At 42.2% G+C, this 24,231-nt stretch carries 21 protein-coding genes and 1 rRNA gene; 2 read left to right on the plus strand and 20 right to left on the minus strand.

The features are described from left to right. The 13 genes from QUF07_RS01570 to pth all read right to left on the minus strand — a co-directional run. Window positions 1-73 (minus strand): 16S ribosomal RNA (locus QUF07_RS01570); the annotation flags it as partial. A gap of 368 nt (window positions 74-441) precedes the next feature. Continuing rightward, window positions 442-1,947 (minus strand): lysine--tRNA ligase, encoded by a 1,506-nt coding sequence (lysS, locus tag QUF07_RS01575; RefSeq protein ID WP_289426653.1) that lies wholly within the window; start codon window positions 1,945-1,947, stop codon window positions 442-444. Window positions 1,948-1,996: 49 nt separating this feature from the next. Continuing rightward, window positions 1,997-3,004, minus strand: coding sequence for a tRNA dihydrouridine synthase DusB (gene dusB, locus QUF07_RS01580; protein ID WP_217164353.1), 1,008 nt, complete (start codon window positions 3,002-3,004; stop codon window positions 1,997-1,999). A 78-nt stretch (window positions 3,005-3,082) separates the two neighbouring features. After that, on the minus strand, window positions 3,083-3,985 hold the full coding sequence (gene hslO / locus QUF07_RS01585; RefSeq protein ID WP_289426654.1) for an Hsp33 family molecular chaperone HslO: 903 nt from the start codon (window positions 3,983-3,985) through the stop codon (window positions 3,083-3,085). A gap of 72 nt (window positions 3,986-4,057) precedes the next feature. After that, entirely contained in the window at window positions 4,058-6,178 is a 2,121-nt protein-coding gene (gene ftsH / locus QUF07_RS01590) for an ATP-dependent zinc metalloprotease FtsH (RefSeq protein ID WP_217164359.1), read from the minus strand. A 71-nt stretch (window positions 6,179-6,249) separates the two neighbouring features. Then, window positions 6,250-6,792: a hypoxanthine phosphoribosyltransferase gene (hpt, locus tag QUF07_RS01595; RefSeq protein WP_056981653.1), complete on the minus strand. Its 543-nt coding sequence runs from the start codon at window positions 6,790-6,792 to the stop codon at window positions 6,250-6,252. Next, on the minus strand, window positions 6,785-8,194 hold the full coding sequence (tilS, locus tag QUF07_RS01600; protein ID WP_217164362.1) for a tRNA lysidine(34) synthetase TilS: 1,410 nt from the start codon (window positions 8,192-8,194) through the stop codon (window positions 6,785-6,787). Before tilS ends, hpt begins: the two co-directional genes overlap by 8 nt. Before the next feature lie 143 nt (window positions 8,195-8,337). Continuing rightward, the gene (locus tag QUF07_RS01605) at window positions 8,338-8,814 is read right to left on the minus strand and encodes a S1 domain-containing RNA-binding protein (RefSeq protein ID WP_217164365.1); all 477 of its coding nucleotides are present in this window, start codon (window positions 8,812-8,814) and stop codon (window positions 8,338-8,340) included. Window positions 8,815-8,981: 167 nt separating this feature from the next. Next, window positions 8,982-9,392 (minus strand): FtsB family cell division protein, encoded by a 411-nt coding sequence (locus QUF07_RS01610; protein WP_217164368.1) that lies wholly within the window; start codon window positions 9,390-9,392, stop codon window positions 8,982-8,984. A gap of 93 nt (window positions 9,393-9,485) precedes the next feature. Then, complete coding sequence (locus tag QUF07_RS01615; protein ID WP_217164372.1) at window positions 9,486-9,758, minus strand: RNA-binding S4 domain-containing protein; 273 nt, start codon at window positions 9,756-9,758, stop codon at window positions 9,486-9,488. Next, on the minus strand, window positions 9,748-11,331 hold the full coding sequence (locus QUF07_RS01620) for a putative polysaccharide biosynthesis protein (RefSeq protein WP_289426655.1): 1,584 nt from the start codon (window positions 11,329-11,331) through the stop codon (window positions 9,748-9,750). The genes QUF07_RS01615 and QUF07_RS01620 overlap by 11 nt, the downstream gene beginning before the upstream one ends. Further along, entirely contained in the window at window positions 11,321-14,854 is a 3,534-nt protein-coding gene (gene mfd, locus QUF07_RS01625) for a transcription-repair coupling factor (RefSeq protein ID WP_289426656.1), read from the minus strand. Before mfd ends, QUF07_RS01620 begins: the two co-directional genes overlap by 11 nt. A 16-nt stretch (window positions 14,855-14,870) precedes the next feature. Continuing rightward, window positions 14,871-15,431: an aminoacyl-tRNA hydrolase gene (gene pth, locus QUF07_RS01630; protein WP_217164379.1), complete on the minus strand. Its 561-nt coding sequence runs from the start codon at window positions 15,429-15,431 to the stop codon at window positions 14,871-14,873. A 214-nt stretch (window positions 15,432-15,645) separates the two neighbouring features. On the opposite strand from pth, the gene QUF07_RS01635 reads away from it, so the two are divergent. Together QUF07_RS01635 and cbpA are read left to right on the plus strand one after the other, a co-directional pair. Beyond that, entirely contained in the window at window positions 15,646-16,608 is a 963-nt protein-coding gene (locus QUF07_RS01635; RefSeq protein WP_056981660.1) for an L-lactate dehydrogenase, read from the plus strand. Between the two features lie 202 nt (window positions 16,609-16,810). Next, window positions 16,811-17,455 carry a cyclic di-AMP binding protein CbpA gene (gene cbpA, locus QUF07_RS01640; RefSeq protein ID WP_056981641.1) on the plus strand — a complete coding sequence of 215 codons (645 nt, stop codon included), beginning with the start codon at window positions 16,811-16,813 and terminating at the stop codon, window positions 17,453-17,455. 299 nt (window positions 17,456-17,754) lie between these two features. On the opposite strand, the gene QUF07_RS01645 is transcribed toward cbpA, so the two are convergent. The 7 genes from QUF07_RS01645 to QUF07_RS01675 all read right to left on the minus strand — a co-directional run bounded on the left by QUF07_RS01645 (window position 17,755) and on the right by QUF07_RS01675 (window position 24,133). Beyond that, window positions 17,755-18,132 (minus strand): type II toxin-antitoxin system PemK/MazF family toxin, encoded by a 378-nt coding sequence (locus QUF07_RS01645; protein ID WP_054747235.1) that lies wholly within the window; start codon window positions 18,130-18,132, stop codon window positions 17,755-17,757. Window positions 18,133-18,140: 8 nt separating this feature from the next. Beyond that, complete coding sequence (locus tag QUF07_RS01650; protein WP_217164382.1) at window positions 18,141-18,425, minus strand: antitoxin; 285 nt, start codon at window positions 18,423-18,425, stop codon at window positions 18,141-18,143. Window positions 18,426-18,496: 71 nt separating this feature from the next. Next, the gene (gene alr / locus QUF07_RS01655) at window positions 18,497-19,621 is read right to left on the minus strand and encodes an alanine racemase (RefSeq protein ID WP_217164384.1); all 1,125 of its coding nucleotides are present in this window, start codon (window positions 19,619-19,621) and stop codon (window positions 18,497-18,499) included. A 7-nt stretch (window positions 19,622-19,628) separates the two neighbouring features. Then, the gene (acpS, locus tag QUF07_RS01660; RefSeq protein WP_217164386.1) at window positions 19,629-19,985 is read right to left on the minus strand and encodes a holo-ACP synthase; all 357 of its coding nucleotides are present in this window, start codon (window positions 19,983-19,985) and stop codon (window positions 19,629-19,631) included. 144 nt (window positions 19,986-20,129) lie between these two features. Further along, a complete protein-coding gene (gene cshA / locus QUF07_RS01665; protein ID WP_217341570.1) occupies window positions 20,130-21,659 on the minus strand; it encodes a degradosome RNA helicase CshA in 1,530 nt (509 codons plus the stop codon). Between the two features lie 261 nt (window positions 21,660-21,920). Beyond that, window positions 21,921-23,309, minus strand: coding sequence for a UDP-N-acetylmuramoyl-tripeptide--D-alanyl-D-alanine ligase (locus QUF07_RS01670; RefSeq protein WP_289426657.1), 1,389 nt, complete (start codon window positions 23,307-23,309; stop codon window positions 21,921-21,923). Window positions 23,310-23,365: 56 nt separating this feature from the next. Then, a complete protein-coding gene (locus QUF07_RS01675; RefSeq protein WP_217341569.1) occupies window positions 23,366-24,133 on the minus strand; it encodes a hypothetical protein in 768 nt (255 codons plus the stop codon). Window positions 24,134-24,231: the final 98 nt, after the last annotated feature.

A 24,231-nucleotide genomic window follows, 5' to 3' on the forward strand; every position in this document is an offset into this window, starting at 1 on the left:
AGACGCGTTCGACTTGCATGTATTAGGCACGCCGCCAGCGTTCGTCCTGAGCCAGGATCAAACTCTCATCTTAAAATACTTTTTAAAATGATAAGCCTGTTGTAGCTCATGATTATATTTATTACTTGTTTTACGAATTGACTTCGCAAATGTTTGGTTCCGAAATGAATCGGAACGTCCTGCACATTTGTTTGTCGAAAATTTTGTTCAGTTTTCAAAGGTCTACAATGTTGTTTTGAAAACTCATATGTCCTTCGCGACAACTATTTAAATATACCACGCTGTCTTTTTTGTGTCAATAACTTTTTTAAACGAAATCGCTTATCATGGATGACACATGTCCGAAACAGCATCTATAAATATACCGAAAAATTGACTACACGTCAAGAGGAAATATAAAAAACACCCGTTAAAAAACGGATGTTCATAATTTAAGCTAAATTATTCAGTTGTTGTGTTGTCTTCCGGCCTCATAGTTGGGAATAAAATGACGTCTCGAATCGAAGGTGCATCGGTAAGCAACATCACCAAACGATCAATCCCAATTCCAAGTCCACCTGTAGGCGGCATACCATACTCCAAGGCTTCTACATAATCCTCGTCAATACCTTCTGCCTCATCATTACCCTCTTGACGCTCTTTAACTTGAGCTTCAAAACGTTGCTTTTGGTCAATTGGATCATTTAATTCAGAAAAGGCATTGGCAAACTCACTACCAACAGCATACAATTCAAATCGGTCCGTAAAGCGAGGGTCGTCGTGATTCTTCTTAGCCAGTGGAGAAATCTCGACTGGGTGACCATAGATGAAAGTTGGTTGCTCCAAAGTATTCTGAACTTTTTCTTCAAAGAAAGCGTTGATAATATGGCCAGTCTTCCACCACTTCTCATAATGGACATGATTTTCATCGGCAAGCTTTTTAGCATCATCATCAGACATTGGCTTCCAAAAATCAATTCCCGTTACATGCTTAATGGCGTCTACCATGTGCTCACGTTTAAAAGTTTGATTCAAATCGATCGTATGGCCTTGGTAAGTAATTACATTGTCATTCGTCACAGCCGCTGCCGCCGCCTTCACAATGCCTTCTGTTTCATCCATAACATCATGAAAATCATAATAGGCAACATATGACTCAAGCATGGTAAATTCAGGATTATGACGGGTATCCATTCCTTCATTTCTGAAAACACGGCCAATTTCATAAACCCGTTCCATGCCACCAACAATAAGCCGCTTCAGATGCAATTCCAAAGCGATTCTCAAATAAAGGTCAATATCGAGCGCATTATGATGCGTGATAAATGGCCGGGCATTCGCACCACCTGCTTGATTATGTAAAACAGGCGTTTCAACCTCTAAATAATCATTAGAATCCAAATAATGGCGGATTGCGGAAATAATTTTAGTCCGCTTTTGGAACCGATCAAAGCTATCCTGATTGGAAATCAGATCAAGATAACGTTGACGATAACGCTGTTCCTTGTCTTTAAGACCATGATACTTATCAGGAAGTGGTCGAAGTGCCTTTGACAAAAATGTCACAGATTCGGCACGAACGGTCAATTCACCCATGTCAGTCTTGATGATTTGACCAGAGATACCTAAGTGATCACCAATATCAGATCGCTTAAAGATGTGGTAAATATCTTCGCCTACAATATCTTTTCGAACGTAGATCTGGATCTTGCCAGTTCGGTCCTTTAAGTCAGCAAAGCCAACTTTACCTTTACCTCGCTTAGCAATCATCCGACCGGCAACAGTCACTTTTTTGTCTTGGACCATCAGGTCGTCTTTATCAAAGCCATCAAATTCATCATGCAGTTGTTCTGCAAGATGAGACCGAACGAATCGGTGGCCGAAAGGATCAATTCCTTCCTCTCTTAATTCATCCATCTTCTGTCGACGAACAATCATTTGATCGTTCATTTCTTTATCTTTCGCCAATGTGAAACCTCCTAGGTGGTATTAAGCTATTAATAATCATAACACAAAATTATTGGGCAATTTGGTGATGGCGGGCATTTCGCTCAGCATTTTTCTCTAAAAATTCGTTAAAAATATCATCCATCGCTTGCTCACCGTCAGCGTTGACAAGGGCAACCTTAGTTCGTGCAGAGTGAGAGATTCCCTTCAAGTAATAGCTGGATTGACCCCTAAATTCATGGGAACCGGCATAATCGCCCTTGAGTTCAACCAATCGATGAAGATGCTCTTTTGCAGTTGCAATTTTTTCAGCAGGAGTTGGTTCAGGCAACATTTCACCAGTTTCCAAATAGTACTTAGTTTGCTTCAAAATCCAGGGATTGCCTTCAACTGCCCGACCCATCATGACAGCGTCAGCACCGACTTCATCCAACATCTTTTTGGCATCCTGAGGGGTCCTCACATCCCCATTGCCCATGAACGGAATCGTCAACTCATTTGCAACTTGCTTGAGAATATCCCAGTTAGCATGGCCCATATACATTTGTTTGCGAGTCCGACCATGCATCGCCAAAGCAGCCGCCCCAGCTTTTTGAGCGGCAAGAGCATTCTCAACTGCAAAAATATGGTCTTCGTCCCAACCAGTTCGCATTTTGACCGTAACCGGCTTCTTAACAGCGTCTGTGACGTAAGAAACCATTTCGTAGACCTTCTTAGGATCCAGCAACCAGCGAGCGCCTGCATCGGTTTTAACCACCTTATTCACTGGGCAGCCCATGTTAATATCAATAATGTCGGCAGCGGTATTCTGATCAACAAATTTGGCAGCTTGAACCAGGGTTTCTTTAGTCCCGCCAAAAATTTGGATACTCATTGGATGTTCCTTAGGATCAACAAACATCATATCCAATGTCTTCTGATTCTTATACATAATTCCACGATCAGAAATCATTTCGCAAACAACCAGTCCAGCACCAAACTCTTTACAAATAATTCTAAATGCAGAATTGGTCACCCCAGCCATTGGGGCAACAACCAAACGATTAGGAATCGTCACATCGCCAATTTTCCATTCCATAATTTCACCTCAAAATTCTAATGTCATTCGTCATAAAATCCGTTTGCTATCTTATCACAAATTGAGTGGGATGAGTAGCTATTCCGATTTTTGGGATCGGGATTTTGCAGCGGCAATTATCGTTGCCAGTTCATCTTCATTGTAGTGATATTTGGATTGACAGAAATTGCAGGTGACATCAGTTCCCTTGTCTTCTTTGAGCATGGTTTCAAGTTGAGGCACCGGGAGCCCCTCAAGATCGCGGCCAAATTTAACTTTTGAACAATTACAATAAAATTCAACTGGCATCTTGTTCAAGAAATGAAGATTCCCCTTACCAAAGATGTGTTCCAAGATAGATTCAGGCAATTCATCTGTCTTTAATATTTCAGAAATTGCTGGTAATGCATTGATCCGATTAACAATCTTTGTGATAGCTTCATCCTTGGCACCCGGAAGTACTTGAATGAGATAACCACCAGCTGTCTCAATTCCACCCTTTTGATCAATCGTCACTGAAACGCCAACTGCAGAGGGGACTTGTTCGGATTGTGCCAGGTAATACGTAAAATCATCACCAATTTCCCCAGAAGTTAACGTTACTGAGCTGGTATAGGGATCTTCACCTTCAGAAGTACGGGTAACTTCCACAAAGCCGTCCGTTCCAACGGCCTCGCCGATAGTCATTGCCTGACCAGCATCATTGGTGACCGGAACCTGTGGATTGTGCATGAAGCCCTTTACATGACCATCGGCATCTGAATCTGCAACAATCTCACCTGTCATTCCCTTACCATTAATCTTTGCGGTGATCGCTTCATCATTTTTGTTGACCGAGGTTGCCAACATGGTTGTGGCAATCAATACCCTCCCTAAGACAACTGAGGAAACCGCAGAGGTATGATGATCCTTTTGGGCCGTTGCGACCGTTTGCTTGGCATTTACAGCATATGCTCTAAAAAGGCCATCCGTTGATGTTGCCTTAACTAAATAATCGTCCAATAAAATACACTCCCGTCATAATAAAAACGAGCTTAGAGATGTCAACCATCCTAAACTCATTTTGATATTTAATTATTCGTTATTGTCATCATGGTGTTGACTATCGCTTTGGCTTGAACTGTCTGGCTGAGAAGCATTACTGGTGTCATTTGGTTGAGTGCCATCAGAAGATGATGATTCACCTTGAGTATGATCCTTTTCCATTTGAGCTTGACGTTCTGCTTCCTTACGTTCCAATTCTCGTTTAGCTTCTTCAAAAGTAGCTGCTCGTTCGCTTGGGAAATCATTGGTCTTAGAACTTTCAGGCATTTTACCAGTGTTCCAGAGAGACAAAATCTGTTTCTCATCCAACGTTTCGTACTTCAAAAGAGCTTCAGCAATAATCTTATGCTTATCACGATGTTCATCAATAATCTTAGTAGCCGTTTCATGGGCTTCATTAGTCAATCGACGAACTTCATCATCAACGGCCGCAGCGGTTGCTTGAGAATAACGAGGGCCATAGGTATCCTGTGCAGGATTTTCCAATTGAACTGGCCCTAATCGTTTACTCATCCCATACTGGGTCACCATTGCCCGAGCAATATTAGTCGCTTGTTCAAAGTCATTAGAAGCACCAGATGATTGTGATTTGAAGATAATTTCTTCAGCAGCACGACCACCCATTAAACCAGCCATCTGTTCCATGGCATCCTTCTTAGACATCAACTGTTGATCTTCTCGAGGCAGCATGATGGCATAACCGCCAGCACGACCACGAGGGACAATTGTTACTTTATGAACAACCCGTGCGTCATTCAAGACTAAGCCAACAACTGTATGACCAGCCTCATGATAAGCAACGGTTTCTCGTTCTTCTTTCGAAATGACTCGATTCCGCTTGGCAGGACCGGCAATGACCCGATCCTCGGCTTCATCGATATCACTGGCATCAATTTGCGACTTATTACGACGAGCGGCAAGCAGCGCAGCTTCGTTCAATAAGTTAGCCAAATCGGCACCAACGAATCCGGGAGTTTGTTTAGCGATCTCATGGAGATCAACATCATTTGCCAAAGGTTTGTTATTAGAATGGACCTTCAAAATAGCTTCACGGCCATTAATATCAGGTCGACCAACCAGAATCTTCCGATCAAAACGACCAGGACGGGTTAAAGCTGGATCCAAAACATCGGCACGGTTGGTAGCGGCAATAACAATAACTCCTTCGTTACCGCTAAAACCATCCATTTCAACCAGTAATTGGTTAAGGGTTTGTTCACGTTCATCGTGACCACCACCCATACCGGCACCACGACGTCGGCCTACGGCATCAATTTCATCAATGAAGATGATGGCTGGAGCAGCTTTCTTGGCTTGATCGAACAAGTCACGAACACGGCTGGCACCAACACCAACAAACATTTCAACGAAATCAGAACCAGAGATTGAGTAGAACGGCACGCCGGCTTCACCAGCAACGGCTTTGGCCAGCAATGTTTTACCAGTACCAGGAGGCCCCTCAAGTAACACACCATGAGGAATGGTAGCTCCCAAAGTTGTGAATTTACGTGGATCTTTTAAGAATTCAACAACTTCGACAAGCTCTTGTTTCTCTTCCTCTTCACCTGCAACATCCGAGAAACGAACCTTGTTTTGCTTACTATCGGCAGGTTTGGCCTTAGACTTGCCAAACTTCATCACACCGTTGTTGCCACCGCCTTGGCCACCTGCTCGGCCCATCATCATGTAGAAGAACCAAACAAACAATAGTAGTGGTAAAACGTAAACTAAAAGATTAACCCAGAAACCGCTGGATTCCTCTGGCTTAGCGTTCATTTTGACATTGTTAGCCTGTGATGCCTTGGTAATTTCAGCAATTGAGGAGTTATTCTCGAGAACTGTTGTGGAAAACTTCGTAACTTCTTTCGATTGACTTTGGTTACCACCAATCAAAAATCCAGTGGCGACCTTTGCCTTTTGGCCTTGTCTATAAGTTCCTGTAATCTTATAGACGCCACCTGAAGGCTGAATTGAAAAGCTTTTTACTTTGTCATCTTTTAAATTCTTAACAAATTGGCTGGATTGAATCTCTTGTGACTGAGTATTGTTGTTATTACTGCCACTAAAGAAGTAAAAGACACCCATTACCAATAAGAATATGACAATGTAAAACAGGCTATTTCGGAAAAGCCCATTTTTATTCGAGTTCATCAACGTCCTCCTCAAAAATATTATTTCATGTTGATAGTCAAGATACTACCACAATTGACCTTTTTTGACCATTAATTGTTTGTATAAATTTCTGGCTTCAAGACACCAATGTATGGAAGGTTACGATACTTCTCATCATAATCCAAACCATAACCCACCACGAATTCATTTGGAACCTCAAAACCAATGTAATCGGCATGGGCGTCAACTGTTCGTCTGGCAGGCTTATCCAACAACGAACAGACCTTAATGGTACTTGCCCCGCGAGCTTTTAGTGTGTCCAAAAGGAACTTAAGTGTCTGCCCTGTATCAACGATATCTTCAACGATCACAACGTCTCGGCCTGAAACATCCGTGTTGATATCCGTAATCAGCTCGACATCCCCAGATGATTCCGTTCCGCCATGATAACTGGATACATCGATAAAATCAATTTGCATGTATGTATCGGCTGCTCGGACTATGTCAGTCATAAAGAACGTGGCACCCTTCAACACGCCAATGACAACTGGAAATTTACCCTGATATTCTTGTTGAATCTGCTTGCCAAGTCGATGACAGGCTTCGCTAATCTGTTCCTGACTGTATAAAACTTTTAAGATATCGTTATCCATTTTTAATTCCTTTTCCCTTTAAAAAGTTAATTTGACCTTTTTCAACTAAGTATAATGTTTGTCCATTTTCGATGGATTGGGTAATTGAAACACTTTTGACGCCAAGGACAGCTAAAGTTTGGTGTTGTGAAGTTTGTAATAACCTGACACGTTCACGCACTTCATTGGGCACCTTGGCATTAATCAAAACTCTGCTCACTTTTTGGCTGCCGCCACCCTTCAGCTGAAGCCTATCACCGGGCCTCGGAGAAGCGATATTCAGTGGTAAATCGATCCGAGACAATCGAAACTCGGTGATTTTTTGTTGCTGATTCTCAGGGCGACTAGAGAAGATGCCAAATTGATAACCGGTTCCAATTGAATACCAACGATCTAATATTACCATAAATCCAGTTTTGTTTTCACAATTTGTCGCTGGATTTAGGCTTTTTTTAGTAATTATTAACTGTTGATACCGCTTGACTGCCCGCCACTGATTTGCGAGATCAATCTCGCCCTGGGGCTTCTTAGGATTATCAATCAACTTCAAAATATTTTGAAGCTGTTTGACCGAAACATCCTCAATCTGAAGTCGGTCCAACAGGATCATTTTGATCACCGAAATTCTAACATTGTCAGAATCGTTTCTCAACTTTTGAAGTGCAATGCTTACTTGTTGATCACCAAATACGCAAACCTGGTCAACTTGTCGGCTCAGTAATTCATTGAGTGACTGAATCGTCGTTTGCAGCTGATTTGAATAATCCAACACGTGCATCAACAATTGTGGATTCTCTTTTTTTAACAGCGGCACAACCTGATGGCGGATCCGATTTCTTTGTACAGTCAACTGACTATTGGTTTTGTCTTCAAACCATTGGATGTGGTGGGCAACAGCAAAATCTCGGATAGTCATTTTGCTAAACGGCAACAGTGGCCGAATAATCATCCCCGTAGCAAAAGGCCGGGTGGAAGAGATACCAATCAGGGATTCCAATTGCCCACCTCGGATCAGCTTCATGATGACTGTTTCGACTAAGTCATCGCCATGATGTGCGGTTAACAAAACGTTGGCGTGGTATTCTTTCAAGACCCGTTTAAAAAAATGATACCGAAACGTTCTGGCTGCGGCCTCAATTCCATTATTTGGGTGCTCAGACATTGGCCATTTAGTGGCGGCCAACGCGATACCATGTGCTTTGCAAAACTGATGAATAAAGGCTGTTTCCCGTTTACTGGCGGGCCGCAGTTGGTGATCAACATAAGCAACAATTATTTTCGGCTGGCCATTCGTTAACCCCGCAATCAAATGAAGTAAAGTCATGGAATCGACACCCGTTGATACGGCAATGACCACCGGTTGCCCCGGCTGCCACCAGTGGTTTTGAGAAACTATTCGACTAAACTTTTCTTGCAGATCCACAAAAACCTCCTGTCAATAACAAAGGAACTGGACCACACTTTCGTCTGGATTCCAGTCCCCTTTGTTATTCAACGATCAATTACTGGTCAATCTTCATCATTCGGGAAATTCGATCATGATTGACCGCTCAACTCTTAAATAACTTAGCTGCGACGGCCACCACGGCCACCACGCTTACCTTCAGTGTTCTTTCGAAGAGTTGACAGACGATCTTCACTTTCCTTAAGGAATCCAGACATCATATCGTCAAAACTTTCTGGATGATTGCTCGAATGGGCATTATGATTTGAATTATTATGTGAATGACCACCACGGCGCTCGTGATTGTCATGGCTTTCATGTGATTCGTGACGTTGATGTTCACCGTGAGATGGCTCTGCATGATGTGATTCAGAAGCTTTACGAATTGAAAGGCTGATCTTATTGCCATCAATTTTAAGGACTTTAACAGTTACCTCATCGCCAACTTTTAATACATCATGAATATCTTTAACAAATCCGTCGGAAACCTCACTAATATGGACTAATCCAGTTCGATGGTCACCTAAATCAATAAATGCACCAAAATTTGTAATTCCTGAAACTTTTCCAGTTACTTTTTCCCCAACTTCAATTGCCATGTAAAAATATGTTCCTCCTACTGTGATAGTGTTTCAAGTATAGCATATTTTGCTTTCAGTCGTGCAAACAATTTAGGCCTGCCTGCTCAAAGCAATTCATCAAAATTACCAAAGACACAACAAACCGGCTGTGATCAAAACAATGGTTTTGTTCAGCCGGTTAAAGGTCATTCTGCATCGTCATCGTTAACATCTTTAGGCGCTTGATTGGGGAAACTGTATACCGTTTCCCCAGGTTTAGTGTAATAATAGCGATCGCGAATAATTTTTTCCACGTAACTCTTATCATTTAACTGAGCGACCTTAGCATGCAACACTTTGCTAATCGCCTTTTGATGTTGATATTTCTTTTCTTGGCGAGTGATTTGAACATTGACATCAGCGTAATTCACTTTGGCACGAACAATTTGCACGGCAAAAACAATTACGAATAAAGAAAAAATTCCAATAATCATCAATGCCCGTTTCTTACGTCGATTGCTCAACATTGTCACGGCCTGATTTTGACTCATTTCAATTTCGCGGCGTTTGGTGAAGTCGTTTTCCAACTTTTTAATTTTGCCATGTTCTGATGTCATACTAAATCCCCCGATTTAATCACACATTCTATGAATAAATTATACCAACAATATACAATTTGTCCATGCAATTCCGGAGGTTTATTAATTTAATTATTCGTTTTTGTAATCGCGTTCATACTTTTCTGAGGTAATCTCATACATTCGTTGAGCATCATCTTTTTTAGTTGTATCAAGTAACTCTTTAACTAAAATCGTTAATGTTTTGTTACCAAACTTAATGGTGACTTCGTCGTTAGACTTCACATCAGAGGATGATTTAGCGACTTTACCGTTGATCAAGATCCGACCCTTGTCAGCAATCTCTTTGGCGACAGAACGGCGCTTGATGATTCTGGAAACTTTCAGAAATTTATCAATTCTCATTAGAATTTGCTCCTTTAATTTTGATGAATCGGCTAACCATTGGGATTGTCAGCCATTCACGTAATGTAAAAACATTCAGCCATTTGCAACCGATGAAAAAGATTCCTATTCCAAGCGGCACACAGATCACCGTAATTACAAACGATTCCAGACGACTATTCTTAACCAGATCCGCCAAATTGACCCCGGTTGCAACCAGCCAAACGCTGGCAGCCATTACAATTAAGATCAGGACCAATTTTCCAAACTGTTGTTCAGAAAATAATTTCCGCAATTCATGACTGGTCATCGTCATCAGAACAACCAACATGATTATCAGGCTCGCGACAGTTGAATAACTCGACCCAATGATGCCAAAGTGGTCCACCGCTAACCGGTTGGTCAGAATCTTGAAGAGAAACCCAATGATAATTGCTACCATGACCGGGGTATAAATATTCTTGCTCTGGAGAATCGTATTGGCAACAAACAACATGCTCGCAAACACAATACTTAGGCAATAGACGCTGATTGTCAAATTAAGTTTCCCACTTGAAAATAGCAGTGTGTTAATTTGGGGCATTAACACAAATAACCCCACACTCATCGCAAGCGATAACGCAAAATTAACGCGAAAACTAGTCGTTGCAATGTGCCCAAAAGTTACATCCTGGGTCTTCTTGTTGGCGACTGCCAAGCTAGGCATTACCGCAGTCACAGAAGCAGTACTGACTACCAGCCCCATTTGAACCAATGTCTGAGAACGATCATAAATCCCTTTCAAATTCTGTGCATGCGCCAGCGAATAGCCAATATCCCGCAACCCTGACACCAGGGTAAACGAATCGACCAATTGGAGCAGTAACATCACGGCCGTGACTAGGCAAATCGTACCGCCTTCCAACAATATTCGATGTAATAAATGAGCTGTCTGATCTGGTTTGATCGGCCTGGGAACATCGATTTTTTTCACCCAGCTCCTCACAATCATCAGGGCAGCCAACCCGGCAATCGGTGCTGAAAGCATTGCAATCGTCCCCATTTTATATGGGTTAACTAAACTTCGGGCGGCCCAAAATGCCACGGCCAAAATGACTGTTACTCGGATGACTTGTTCAACAACTTGAGAATACGCGGTCGGCTTCATATTCAATTTACCCTGGAAATAACCCCGCCAGCTAGAAAGAAATGGAATTAACAGAAACATCCAACTAACCGCCCGAATAACGGGCTGTAATTGATTATCAGCCATGGCATGGGACACAATTCCAGCCCCAAATTGTAGGATACAAAAGATAAATCCACAAATCACCACTAAAACAGTCTGAATACGCTGCACGAGCGCAATTTGATCATTTGGATCGGGGGTATCCGCCACTAATTTAGATATAAAAACCGGCAACCCCGTCAGTGCAAACGTCATCCCAATTCCATAAATCGGGTAAATTTGTTGGTAGACATAAAAACCAATGTTTCCAACCATATTTTGAAAGGGGATTCGATACACGGCACTTAATAACTTGGCGACGAAGGAAGCAACGGTAAGCAGTAGCGTTCCTGCCAATACTTGTTTTCTCTTGGATTTATTTTTCATCCGCTTTTACCTTCGCCGCATAATGTGCATGGCGGGTTTCGGTGAGCTGCTTCACCAGCGAAATCATTTGCGCCAACCAATTCTTCATGTTCGGCTGGACTATCAATTGAATCACATATTGATCATTCTCTGTATTGATCGTTGCTCGGAACTTAGTTTTGGAAATTGCTTCCAGTAATTCCTTACTTTCAAATGCCGCATTCGCCCGTGGAGAAAAGGTGATCGTCACTTTTGGCGCAGCCTGATGAATCTTCTTAACTAAGGCATAATCTGCATACATCTTCAGCTCTGCGATATCTAATAGGTTGCCAACGACTTCGTTGTAGTCACCAAAACGATCCACTAAGTCATCCTTCACTTCGTTCAATTGATCCTGGTTTTCGATTTGGCGAATCCGCTTATAGATTTCAATTTTTTGCTGATTATCTTCAATATAATCACTTGGAAGATAAGCTTCGAGGTCCAGCTCAATTGTGGCATCGGTTTTATATTCAAAATTCTTGCCTCGTTTTTTGGCAACCGCGTCAGACAACATTTGGGTATATAAATCATAACCAACAGAGTCAACGAACCCGTGCTGTTGCTTTCCAAGCAAGTTGCCTGCTCCACGAATGGACAGATCTCGCATCGCAATTTTGAAGCCGGACCCCAACTCAGTGAAGTCCCGAATGGCTTCAAGCCGCTTCTCACCAATCTCTGTTAACACTTTATTGGGCTTGTACATAAAGTATGCATAAGCCCCCCGGCTGCTCCGGCCAATTCTGCCCCGCAGTTGATAAAGCTGAGATAAGCCCATTCGATCGGCGTTTTCCACGAACAAGGTGTTGACATTAGGAATATCGACTCCCGTTTCAATAATTGTTGTCGTAACCAGGACGTCGTACTCATCATTAATGAAGTCATACAAAATATCTTCCATTTGGTTTTCAGACATTTGACCATGAATATAGCCAACCCTGGCTTCAGGCACCAACGCACTGATTTGTTCAACCGTTCGTTCAATATCCTCCACTCGATTGTGAAGGTAAAAGACCTGACCGCCCCGAGACATTTCCCGTTCGATTGCTTCACGAATGGTTCCGGCATTCTGCTCAATGACATATGTTTGAATCGGATAACGGTTAGACGGGGGCGTTTCAATGACCGACAAATCCCGAACGCCCATCATCGACATGTTCAAAGTTCTCGGAATTGGCGTAGCAGTGAGTGTCAAAACGTCAACATCAGAACGCATCTCTTTGATCCGTTCCTTATGTTTAACGCCAAACCGTTGTTCCTCATCAATAATTAATAACCCCAGATCATTAAAATGGACATCCTTAGACAGCAGTCGGTGGGTGCCGACAACCACATCAACGGTACCATTCTTTAAACCAGCCAAAGTTTCTTTCACTTGGGCCGTCGTCTGAAATCGAGACAGCACCCGCACTGTAATCGGATAGTCCCCAAAGCGGTCAAGCATGGTCTCGTAATGTTGCTGAGCCAAAATTGTCGTTGGCACTAAAAAAGCAACTTGTTTGCCGACTTCGATCGCTTTAAAGGCAGCTCGTAATGCCACTTCGGTTTTCCCATAACCAACATCGCCAACTAACAATCGATCCATCGGGTGTTGACGCTCCATATCACGCTTGATTTCAGTTGCACTCCGCAGTTGGTCAGGGGTTTCGGTATACGGAAAGCTTGCCTCAAATTCAGCTTGAAGCGAATCGTCGGGCGGGTAAGCATAACCCTTTTCCGATCCCCGTTTGGCATACAGTTCAATTAGGTCATCAGCGATATCTTCAATTTTTGAAGCAACTTTACGCTTGGTCTTGGCCCATTCACCGCCACCCAACTTATTAATTCGAGGATGCTTGTCCTCAGATGAGACGTATTTTTGAATTAAGTTTAGTTGCGTTACCGGAATAAAGAGTTTTGCGCTGTCCCGATAAGAAATGGTCATGTAATCCTGGTGCTTGCCATCGACCTCCATGGTTTTCATACCCTCATAGCGGCCAATCCCGTGGTTCACATGAACAACATAGTCGCCAGGCTTGAGGTCCGTATAGCTTTTAATTCGTTCGGCATTATTAAACGTCGTTTGCCGCGGCCGCTTTTTGACGACCGTACCGAACATCTCTTTTTCAGTAATAATCACCAGATTTGAAATCGGTAATTCAAACCCGTTATCTAAGTTGCCTGAAATCAATTGAACTTTGTGGGCCAATAAGTGGTCCTGATCGGTTTCGGTGGCTTGGATTTCGAAATCTGAAAGTGTTTGGGCAACTTTTTGCAGCCGCTTTTCTTCTTGAACCATGATAATGACGGTTGTGTCTTGTTTCTGCCAACGTTTAATTTCGGTACGTAACATCGGCATTTGAGAAAAGAACTGTTGCATTGGCCGGACAGTAATATCTTCAATCGTGCTTAACCGCATGTGGCCCAAGCCCTTTTGAAACAATGACAAAATGAGCGTCGCATGTTGGTTCTTTTTGAACACATTTTTAAAATCATTGGTGTAGCTGGTCCCTTTTAGAACCTCAGCGTGTTTAATCTTATCTGCCAACCATTCGTCATCATCACTGCCAAGTTGCGCAACGGCATCTGTAATCCTAGAATAATCATCAAACACGACGATCCCGTTATCATCCAAGTAGTCAATCAATGAATAATTATGATCGTAAATCGTATCCGCAAATAATAATAACCGGGGATCTCTGAGCCCATTTTCCAAATCCACAATCTGCGGCTCCAAATGATCGGCCAGCTTTTTTGCCTGGGCTTCATCTAATTTCTTCTGCTCGGTGGCCAGCCGCTGCCGTAACTGCGTAACGACTTGCTGCCGCTGTTCATTGTCCATCAACAAGTCTGTCGCCGGTAATATCTCAATTCGCTTGATGGTCTTGATACTCCGCTGATTGGACACATCAAAGGTTCTCATCGAGTCAACTTCGGTATCGAAAAAGTCGATTCGAACAGGATCCTGATGGTTAAGTGGGAAGATATCTAAAATTGATCCCCGAATCGAAAAGTCACCCGGAGCGGCAACCAATTTTTGAAAAACATAACCCATTTGATGAAGTTGCAATTTAATCTTTTCAAGGTCATATTCAGAATCCATGTCAATCGTTAAATTAGCTTTCAGAAATTGTGACTTGGATGGCACCAATCTGCGAATTCCAGAGACCGACGTCACGATGATTGCTGGTTCGCCACTTGCCAGTTTATTTAATGCCAGCACGCGTTGTGATTTATATTCAGGAGAACTGGTGGCAAGTTCGGCAGCTCCCATTTCTTCAACCGGGAATTCGAACAATTGATCATCATCAATAATATTTGCTAAATCATTCACCAATTGGTCAGCATGAAAAAGCGTGTCGACGACCACTATGATCGGCCGCTGCGTTGAGTTAATTAAATTGTTCATTAAAATTGTCCGGGCAGATCCGCCAATTCCAGTGACCAGCTGCCGACTCTCCGGTTTTAGGCCCGAGATAATCTCAGCGTACTGGGGAATCTTCGTTAATAATTGATCTAATCGCAAATCAATCGTCCTTTCACTAGTTATAACGATTTTCGAGTTCAGAAATCGAAAGGCCGTCTACCCAGTCGTCTAATGCATTTACTGCATGATCAGCGGCCTGTTTGAATACAGGGACTTGATCCTTATTAAAGCGCCCCAAAACGTAGTTAACAACACTATTGGCTTTGTCAGGATGCCCAGTTCCAACCCGCACGCGAGTAAAATTCTCGGTTCCCAAATTGGCAATGATACTCTTAATTCCGTTATGACCGCCAGCGGACCCCTTATCTTTAACGCGGATCTTTCCAACCGGCAAATCCATATCATCATGCACGATTGCAACGTTCTCGACTGGGATATCAAAATAGTCCATCAACGGTTTCACGGCAATTCCGGAATCATTCATAAAAGTCGTTGGTTCAACGACAATCACCTTTTCACTGTTAATGAAGCCAGATCCGTACTTGGCATTCATTTTCCTGGTTTTAATGTTAATATCATGGCTTTGGGCAAATTGTTCAACCACCATGAATCCTGTATTGTGTCTGGTCCGATCATACTGAGGGCCAATGTTGCCTAAGCCGACGATCATTTTCATTCTTTTTTCCTCACATTTCTTCCAACACAAAAGGCTGAACAAGATCCGTTCAGCTGTTGTTAGATTTAACTTAACGCGACAATTATATCATATTCAGCCTTGCAAATGCTCAAAACCTATTTTCTGAAAAAACATTTCAAAATGTGAAAAAATGTCTGAACGAATAAACTTTTGCATGGTATACTTTTGTAGTATGAAAAAATAAATTTTGGAGATGATTTGTTTGGCTCAGAACCGTCAAAAAGTTGCATTAATTGGTGATGGCGCTGTTGGTTCATCATACGCATTTGCAATGATGCAACAGGGACTTGCCGAAGATTTTGTAATCGTTGATGTTATCAAGAAACGTACTGAAGGCGACGCACTTGATCTTGAAGATGCTCAAGTGTTCACTGCCCCAAAGAATATCTATTCAGGTGATTACAAGGACTGTGCCGATGCCGACTTAGCAGTTATTACTGCCGGTGCCCCACAGAAGCCGGGTGAGACTCGTTTGGATCTTGTTAACAAGAACTTAAAGATCATGCAAGCCATCATCAAGCCATTGGTTGATTCAGGATTTAAGGGAATCATTTTGGTTGCCGCAAACCCAGTTGACATTTTGACTTATGCCGCTCAACAGTTCTCTGGCTTTCCAAAGGACCGCGTATTCGGAAGTGGAACTTCATTGGATACGACCCGTCTTCAAGTTGCGTTGGCTAAAAAGCTCAACCTTAACCCCCAATCAGTTGATGCCTACATTATGGGTGAACATGGTGATTCAGAATTTGCCGCTTATTCTGCAGCCCGAGTTGGTGGCGAACCATTCTTAACTGCTGCCAAGCGTGCTGGATTATCAACCGATGATTTAACGAAGATCGAAGACGATGTTCGTAACAAGGCATACGAAATCATCAACCGCAAAGGTGCTACTTTCTACGGTGTTGCGACTGCTTTGATGCGAATCTCCAAAGCCATCTTACACGACGAAAACACGGTCCTTCCTGTCGGTGCACCTGTTGATGGCGAATATGGCCTTCATGACTTGTATATTGGTTCACCTGCCGTTGTTAACGGTTCAGGCATCGCCAGCGTCGTTGAAGTCCCACTAAACGATGACGAAGAAGCCAAGATGCAAGCATCCGCAAAGACTTTGAAAGAAACCCTTACTAGTGGTATGGCTAACTTGAAAAAGTAACCACCATTGAGATGACTTCAATTCCAAGTCTTCATTAACTTATATTCAAACAAATGACTAGGGTAATTCATTTTGCCTTGGTCATTTTTTATTACTTTTCTCATTATTTTAAATATTGGTGAGAATGATCGTTGGTAAAGGTACTTTTCTAAAAGCGCGTATGTTATTATGAACGTATACAGGTTAAGTTGGAGGAATAAAAATGTTATTAAAAACACTTGTGAAGCCCAAGGAACGATTAGTAACTGTTAAAGAGGACGCAACCTTGGAGGAAGCGCTCAAAACGCTTGAAGATTCTGGTTATCGTTGTGTGCCAATCTTGGATGAAACGGGTACAATCTTCCGTGGCAACATTTATAAAATGCATATTTACCGTCATAAATCACGCGGTGGTGACATGTCACTACCCGTTACAACGTTATTAAAGAATGCAACAAAATTTGTTAACGTTAATTCGGCCTTTTTCCAAGTCTTCTTCTCAATCAAAGATTTACCATACATCGCGGTTTTAGATGATCGAAATAACTTTTACGGTATTTTGACTCATACCCGGCTTCTCGATATGCTTTCTCAATCTTGGAATGTCAATATTGGGAGCTATGTCTTAACCGTCGTTTCCAGTGGTGAACGGGGTGATTTGGAAGAAATTGCCAAAATTATCACTAAATACACCAACATTGCCAGTGTCATTTCATTGGATGCCCAAGAAGGCGAACTCGTTCATCGAATTATGTTCACCCTCCCCGCAGAAGTTGATCAAGATCGACTTAATCGGATTATTGCAGCATTGGAACGGAAAGAATTCCGTGTTCCAGAAGTTGAAAACTTGAAGGAAGAAAATAAATAATTTCCTGATATGACCTGATAATTCATTCAGATCCAAAGACTGAGATAGATGCTTTGAACTTAAGTGAAAAAGCAGTGCATTCTGATTTTGAAATGCACTGCTTTTTGCTTATCTGGTGGATCAACTGTTTGAGCCTTTTTTTAAATGATGAATGTAATTTACACTCACAATTACTGATTGAGAAAAATTATAAGAGCTCTCGTCTAGCATCCAAGATTAGGATCCTAAACGGAAGCTCTTATAGAAACACCATAAATTATTGCGTTTCCTTACGTTTTATTCTATGTATCGATCTCTCACTAATTCTTAATCATTCCGAGACTGATTTTGATTGCTTTATCGACCTTATTCATCTTCGCATTATCGAGGTGTGTTACCTTGTCTCTCAACCGTTGCTTATCAATTGTTCTGATTTGCTCCAGTAAGATAACAGAGTCTCGCTCAATGCCATCGCTCACCGTAATCCCAACATGGGTTGGCATCTTTGGTTTTGAAATTCTGGCAGTAATTGCGGCAACAATGACGGTTGGACTGTAATGATTACCAATGTCATTTTGAATAATCAGGACAGGTCGCATGCCTCCCTGCTCGGAACCAATTACAGGTGAAAGATCTGCGTAGAAAATGTCTCCACGCTTAAATATCGTGTCACTCACCCTTGCACCTCCCATCGTCATCAATCAAACTAATGGAAATTTTGCAATCCTTGACGATACTGAGTCAAATGAACATCAGCGTCTTCTTCACAACAAGAAAAATCATGACTAATTTCCCGGTTCAAACTAGCCATTTCACGATAACCTTTCATTAATCCGTTGATGACTTGCGGGTCGTCAAAAAAGTAATTGATTGCAACCTCAACGACTGCACTCTCGGATAGGCCAACTGTTGAACAAAATTGCTCCAAACGATTTGCAATTCGATCATTGATCATAACTGAAAAATGCCTTTGATTAGTTGCTTTATCCATCGTAATTTCCCCTATATCTCAGATTACTTCACGTTCTAATATACCATGAAACTCATCAGAAAACAGTAACGTTACACATATTTTCTCTTAAGACGGTTACTAAAGCCACAAATCACTTCGTAACTGATCGTCCCAAGATACTTGGCAACATCGTCGACAGTAATTTGCTTGTCGCCGGAATAACCAATGATTGTGACTGGTGTTCCATATTCATAAGACTTTGGTAACTTAATCATAAATTGATCCATGCAAACCCGGCCAACAATTGGGCACCACTGGCCATCAACTAAAACGGAAAAGCCCTGCAGCTTTCTAGGGATACCATCCGCATAACCCACTGGCACTGTGCCAATCCATTCGTCATCTTGTGCAGTATAAGTGGCACCATACCCAATTGACCGGCCCTTTTTGACAAGCTTCACATAAATTAAACCAGCTTGCAATGATAAGGCTGGGTGAATCTGATAAGGAAGTTGAGTAATATCAGTTCCAGATGGGTTCAAGCCATAGGTCGTTATCCCAAACCGGATCATATTCCCGTCACAGGCTTTATGCCACAAACTAGTTGCAGAATTAGCAACATGAACGTACTTGGGACGTTTAGCCACAACGGCCATCAACTTATTGAAATTATCGTACTGATAATTAAAGTAATCGTTATCCAGACTGTCAGCAGTCGCAAAGTGCGTAAAGATCCCTTCAAAATTCATCACATCATGCAAATCCGTTAACACCCGAATGGCTGCTTTTAGTTCGTCAGCGGATTGAAATCCGAGTCGACCCATTCCGGTATCCAACGCCAAGTGAACATTCAGCAGCACTTCACTTGGCACTTGTTCTAAAGTAATTGCTGCTGATTTTAACCACTCCGTAGAACTGACTGTCAACGAAATGTGATAGTCACGAGCAATCGCTGCAAATTCTGGATCCGTAATACCTAATACGAGGATTGGCTCGTTGAAACCGGCATTTCGAAGCGCAAGGGCTTCATCTAGTAAGGCAACACAGAAACCAGCGGCACCGGCTTTTTCTGCGATTCTAGCTACTTGAATTGCGCCATGGCCGTATCCGTTCGCCTTTAGAACAACAAATAGATCCGTTCCCTTGTCCGTATGCTGCCTAGCATTATTAACATTCTCAAATATAGCTTGTTGATTAATCACCAGTTGCGCGTTTCTTAAAGTCCCGACTACCATGACCTCATCACCTATTCTCTAAAATAACTTGGGTTATTACCATACTGTCGGTATGAGATATCGACACAAACGCATTTCCGTCAAATGGATGAGTATAAACGATTGGTTTACCGTCTTGATTGTTGAGAATTGCTAAGTCTTGAAACCGAACTTTTTTGCCCAGACCGGAACCATATGCTTTGGAATATGATTCTTTTGCAGAAAAGCGACCAGCGATATACTCATAACGTCGCTTTTCAGACAACAAATCCAATTGCTGAATTTCAGCCTCCGTCAATACCCGGTTAATGAAATGATGATTTTTCTCAACTGCACCCTTGATTCTATCCATTTCAGTAATATCAATTCCAATTCCAGCAATCATCAAAAATCCCTCACATATCAAGAAAGTTACACTACATAATACCACAAAAAGGGCATGATTAAAACGAGATTCCACCGTGAACAGCCGATTTGATATTAAAAAAAAGCAGCTGGAAAGGTTCTCCAACTGCTTTAGTTCATTCAATTATGAATTTTTAATTGTGAAGCGCCGTTTGCTACCGCCGCTTGAACGTTTACTGCTATTCTTGCTTCCGCCATGATTGCGATCTCGATCACGATTACCGCTACCATTTCTGCTACGGTTACGGCCTGAGTTACGATCATTATTTCGGTGATTGTTACGTGAACCGCCCCAATGACCACCACCGCGATGGCTATTACGGCCATGACCACCATGATGCCGTGATAATGGGCGTTCAGGGGTAATCTTAACTTTCACATTATCCCGTGTCACATCATTTAATAAGGCAGCAACTAAATCACTGGCTTCGTACTCATCAAGAAGCTTGTCAGCCATCTTCTGATACTTATCAGTATTCGTCTTTTGAATCAAATCAGCAATGTCAGATTCTGCTGAATTTAATTGACCAACAAACGCTTCTTGTTCTGTTGGTGGCTTCAAAGGCAACATGCGCACTTTGGTTAACTTTTCGATTTCTCGTAAGTATTCCATTTCATTTGGTGTTGCAAATGTAATTGAAACACCATGCTTCCCGGCACGACCAGTACGGCCAACCCGATGAACATAGCTATCTGGATCCTGCGGAATATCATAGTTGTAAACGTGGGTAACACCAGAAATATCAATTCCACGAGCAGCCACATCAGTCGCAACTAAAATATCAATTTTGCCACGCTTAAATTCTTGCATGATCTGAGAACGGCGAGCTTGAGTTAAGTCACCATGAAGTCCAGCAGCTTTATAGCCACGCGCTTCCAATCCTTTTGATACTTCGTCAACCCGACGCTTTGTCCGACAGAAGACAAGGATAACTTCAGGATCTTGGACGTCAAAGAAACGCGTCATTGTGTCAAACTTTTCGTATTCTTTCAATCGAACATAGTATTGATCAATTAAGTCCGTAGTTAATTCTTTAGCCTTAATCTTAACTTGTTGGGGATCCTTCATAAACTGAACCCCAACCCGCTTAATTTGAGCAGGCATTGTTGCAGAGAACAAAAGTGTTTGTCTCTCTTCAGGGGTTTGTTTGATGATACTTTCAATATCGTCTAAGAATCCCATATCTAACATTTCGTCGGCTTCATCAAGAACCAAAGTCTTAATGTGCTCTAACTTCAATGTATGACGACGGATATGATCAAGGAGTCGTCCAGGAGTTCCCACAATAATCTGTGGATGGTCTTTTAAAGCGTTGATTTGGCGGCGAATATCTGCCCCACCATAAACGACCTGAACGCGAGCCTTTTCGTCTTTACCGAGTCGATAAATTTCTTCTTGGGTCTGAATTGCAAGCTCTCTAGTTGGTGAAATAATTAGAGCTTGGACATTGGGATTGTCAAAATCAATCTTCTGCAAGATTGGTAATCCAAATGCAGCCGTCTTACCCGTTCCAGTTTGTGCCTGACCAATAACATCCTGACCCTTAAGAACCATCGGAATGGTTTCTGCTTGGATGGGAGTTGCTTCTTCAAAACCACTACTGGAAATTGCTGAGAGTAAGCGGTCTGATAATCCTAATTCACTAAACTTCAAATATGTTTCCTCCTAATTATTGAAACAATTAAGGTTCCGCCAATGACTAGAGAAAAATCCGTTTCTCATGTTCGGTCATTAGCCTGACCATAAATCATTTATTACAAAATAACTTTTTTAGTTTACACCGTTTGTAGGGAATACGCAAGGGAAAAGGGCGTGGCGAAAGCGGTTAAACTTAGAACTTCCAACTTCTTTTGCAAAATATTGGGTCGGGGGCTTTGACTAAGCGCACCTGTTTTTCGATGACGATTATATGCACTACTCTTTCTTCACTAACCCATCCACGACATTCTCTAGATGAAGCCCATGACTCGCCTTCAACATAACCTCATCATCGGCGGTTAATTGGGCCGTTAGATCGGCAGTTAACTTATCGAGTTGATCTGCTGAATAATGATGTAAATTTTCCGGTGCAAATACCGGCTTTAATCGATCATATAATGCAGCCATATCATCACCGACTAAATAAACCATCGCAATTTGGCTGGGATCGATACTGCTGGCTAACGATGCATGCATCCGCTTTGACTGACTGCCAAGTTCCAACATATCACCCAGTACCGCAACTCGCCGGCCTTTTGTTGGTGTTTCCTGGAAAGCCGTCAGCACTTCTTTAGCTGCAGTTGGATTGGAATTATAGACATCGCTTAGAATTTTCTCCCCTGCTTTGCCAACCAGCCACTGGGTTCGATTCTTCGTCAGATCAAATTTTGTTAAACTCTTTTGAATCACTGATGGATAAATTTGGAACACCCGACCGACCGCCATTGCTGCCAGCGCGTTATTGACGTTATAATCACCAATCATGGGAATTTCAAACGTCATATCCGGCCATAAATTGACTTTAAAGGATGTGCTGTACTGACTATCTTGAGTTTCTGTCGCGTAAATATCATCATTAGATTCGCGGCCAAACGTATTCTGAGCCGTCGAAACTGCCTTGGCCCGTTCCACCAGCAATGGTTCGTCGCCATCATAAATGAATAAACCGTCTGATTTCAATCCGTGGGTGATTTCCATTTTGGCATCAGCAATCTTAGCGCGGGTCCCAAAGAATTCGATATGGGCCTCGCCAATCATCGTAATGATCGCGACATCCGGCTGCACCAACTTTGATAGGAAATCCAGCTGACCTGGGCGATCCATCCCCATTTCAACCACCAAGAACTCCGTATTGGACTCCATCTGCAAAATTGTGTATGGAACCCCGATTTCATTATTGAAATTATCGTGGGTCTTGGTCACATGAAACGTGCTTGAAAGGATGGCAGCGATCATGTCTTTTGTGGTTGTTTTACCATTGCTGCCGGTAATCGCAATGACCCGTGGGTTGATCTTGGTAAGATAATATCGGCTTAAGGTTTGAAACGCCGTCAATGGATCATTAACCACCAATGCTGGGATTGAAAGCGGCAGCCGGTCGGCTTTGTCAGCAGCCCATAACGTTGCAACTGCGCCGTTATGAATCGCTGAGTCTATGTAGTCGTGGCCATCATGATCGCCGGCCAGTGGGATAAATAATTGGCCGGGTTCAAGCTTGCGGCTATCAAAGCACACACCTTCAACATCTTGTTTTAAGGAACTATCTGGAAAGTTATCGGTCTTGGCATTGATCGCTGAAGCAATTTCGCCAATTGTCATTTTCATTATTTAACGCTCCAATTTTGAATAGTTACTGTCAATTATAACAAAAAATCAACCAGCTAAACACCCGCCGCTTGATCTTGCCATTCTAACTTCCATGTGGAATTTTGTAAATTGTAACTCAAATCACCAACATAATTTGTATTCTCAATAATCGTCTTGGTTCTTAAAATAATTGAGACTTGATCCGGATTTTTCAAAATTCTAATTGGAATATGATACGTGCGATTTCGTTCCCTAATTGAACCAAATAGAATGAACAAGCCATCATTGGCCTTGGTAATCAGCTCAATGAGAATGGAATTATCGATGTCCTTGATTGCCAACGGCCGCAAAAATACCCGCAATGTATTATGGGTTTCGCGAAGATTTCGTTTGACGGCAATTTCCAGTACATGATTGAAATCTGAAAATCGTCGATAGTAGGATCGAATCGTCCGATCATCTTGGGTGAGATAAATATAGTGGTTCAATAACTTGGAAGAAAATGGGCGACCCATCGGGGTTCCAAAGTGCGCAAGATACAAGAGTTCAGCGATCTCGTATGGTGACAAATTATTGACACTATCTTCATCATCGAAATCGATGAACTTCTTCGGCCCACTTGGATTTTTGAGCAGGTATTGCCGGATTTCAGACGAGCCAAATATTAAATTGAACTTAGAGTGAGAATTATACCCATTTGCATCTTCTTCATCATTGTTCAACAAAATAATATTATCTGGCAGTTGGTCCAATCCATTAATAAAATCAGCGGCAGTAATCCCCGATGACAGAATCATGTTGGAAATCGGATTTGTATTGATAAAAATAAAATTGCCCTTCATTGTGTCATTACCCCATATAAAAGTCTAATTTAATTGTACTACCCTTTGACAAAGATGTCTGTAAATACCTTTCAAAAATGAATTTGTTTGCCCTTTTG

Origin of the sequence: Lentilactobacillus sp. TOM.63 (assembly GCF_030361045.1) — a bacterium.
Taxonomy (GTDB): domain Bacteria; phylum Bacillota; class Bacilli; order Lactobacillales; family Lactobacillaceae; genus Lentilactobacillus; species Lentilactobacillus dabitei.

Coding starts and splice junctions, on each gene's coding strand:
- dusB (WP_217164353.1), bottom strand. CDS start 3,004: ATGGAATGGAAAATTGGCGATGTGACGATTCCTAATCGTTTGGTTGTT.
- ftsH (WP_217164359.1), bottom strand. CDS start 6,178: ATGAACTCGAATAAAAATGGGCTTTTCCGAAATAGCCTGTTTTACATT.
- hpt (WP_056981653.1), bottom strand. CDS start 6,792: ATGGATAACGATATCTTAAAAGTTTTATACAGTCAGGAACAGATTAGC.
- QUF07_RS01605 (WP_217164365.1), bottom strand. CDS start 8,814: ATGGCAATTGAAGTTGGGGAAAAAGTAACTGGAAAAGTTTCAGGAATT.
- QUF07_RS01610 (WP_217164368.1), bottom strand. CDS start 9,392: ATGACATCAGAACATGGCAAAATTAAAAAGTTGGAAAACGACTTCACC.
- QUF07_RS01615 (WP_217164372.1), bottom strand. CDS start 9,758: ATGAGAATTGATAAATTTCTGAAAGTTTCCAGAATCATCAAGCGCCGT.
- QUF07_RS01620 (WP_289426655.1), bottom strand. CDS start 11,331: ATGAAAAATAAATCCAAGAGAAAACAAGTATTGGCAGGAACGCTACTG.
- pth (WP_217164379.1), bottom strand. CDS start 15,431: ATGAAAATGATCGTCGGCTTAGGCAACATTGGCCCTCAGTATGATCGG.
- QUF07_RS01635 (WP_056981660.1), top strand. CDS start 15,646: ATGATTTGTTTGGCTCAGAACCGTCAAAAAGTTGCATTAATTGGTGAT.
- cbpA (WP_056981641.1), top strand. CDS start 16,811: ATGTTATTAAAAACACTTGTGAAGCCCAAGGAACGATTAGTAACTGTT.
- QUF07_RS01645 (WP_054747235.1), bottom strand. CDS start 18,132: ATGACGATGGGAGGTGCAAGGGTGAGTGACACGATATTTAAGCGTGGA.
- QUF07_RS01650 (WP_217164382.1), bottom strand. CDS start 18,425: ATGGATAAAGCAACTAATCAAAGGCATTTTTCAGTTATGATCAATGAT.
- alr (WP_217164384.1), bottom strand. CDS start 19,621: ATGGTAGTCGGGACTTTAAGAAACGCGCAACTGGTGATTAATCAACAA.
- acpS (WP_217164386.1), bottom strand. CDS start 19,985: ATGATTGCTGGAATTGGAATTGATATTACTGAAATGGATAGAATCAAG.
- QUF07_RS01670 (WP_289426657.1), bottom strand. CDS start 23,309: ATGAAAATGACAATTGGCGAAATTGCTTCAGCGATCAATGCCAAGACC.
- QUF07_RS01675 (WP_217341569.1), bottom strand. CDS start 24,133: ATGAAGGGCAATTTTATTTTTATCAATACAAATCCGATTTCCAACATG.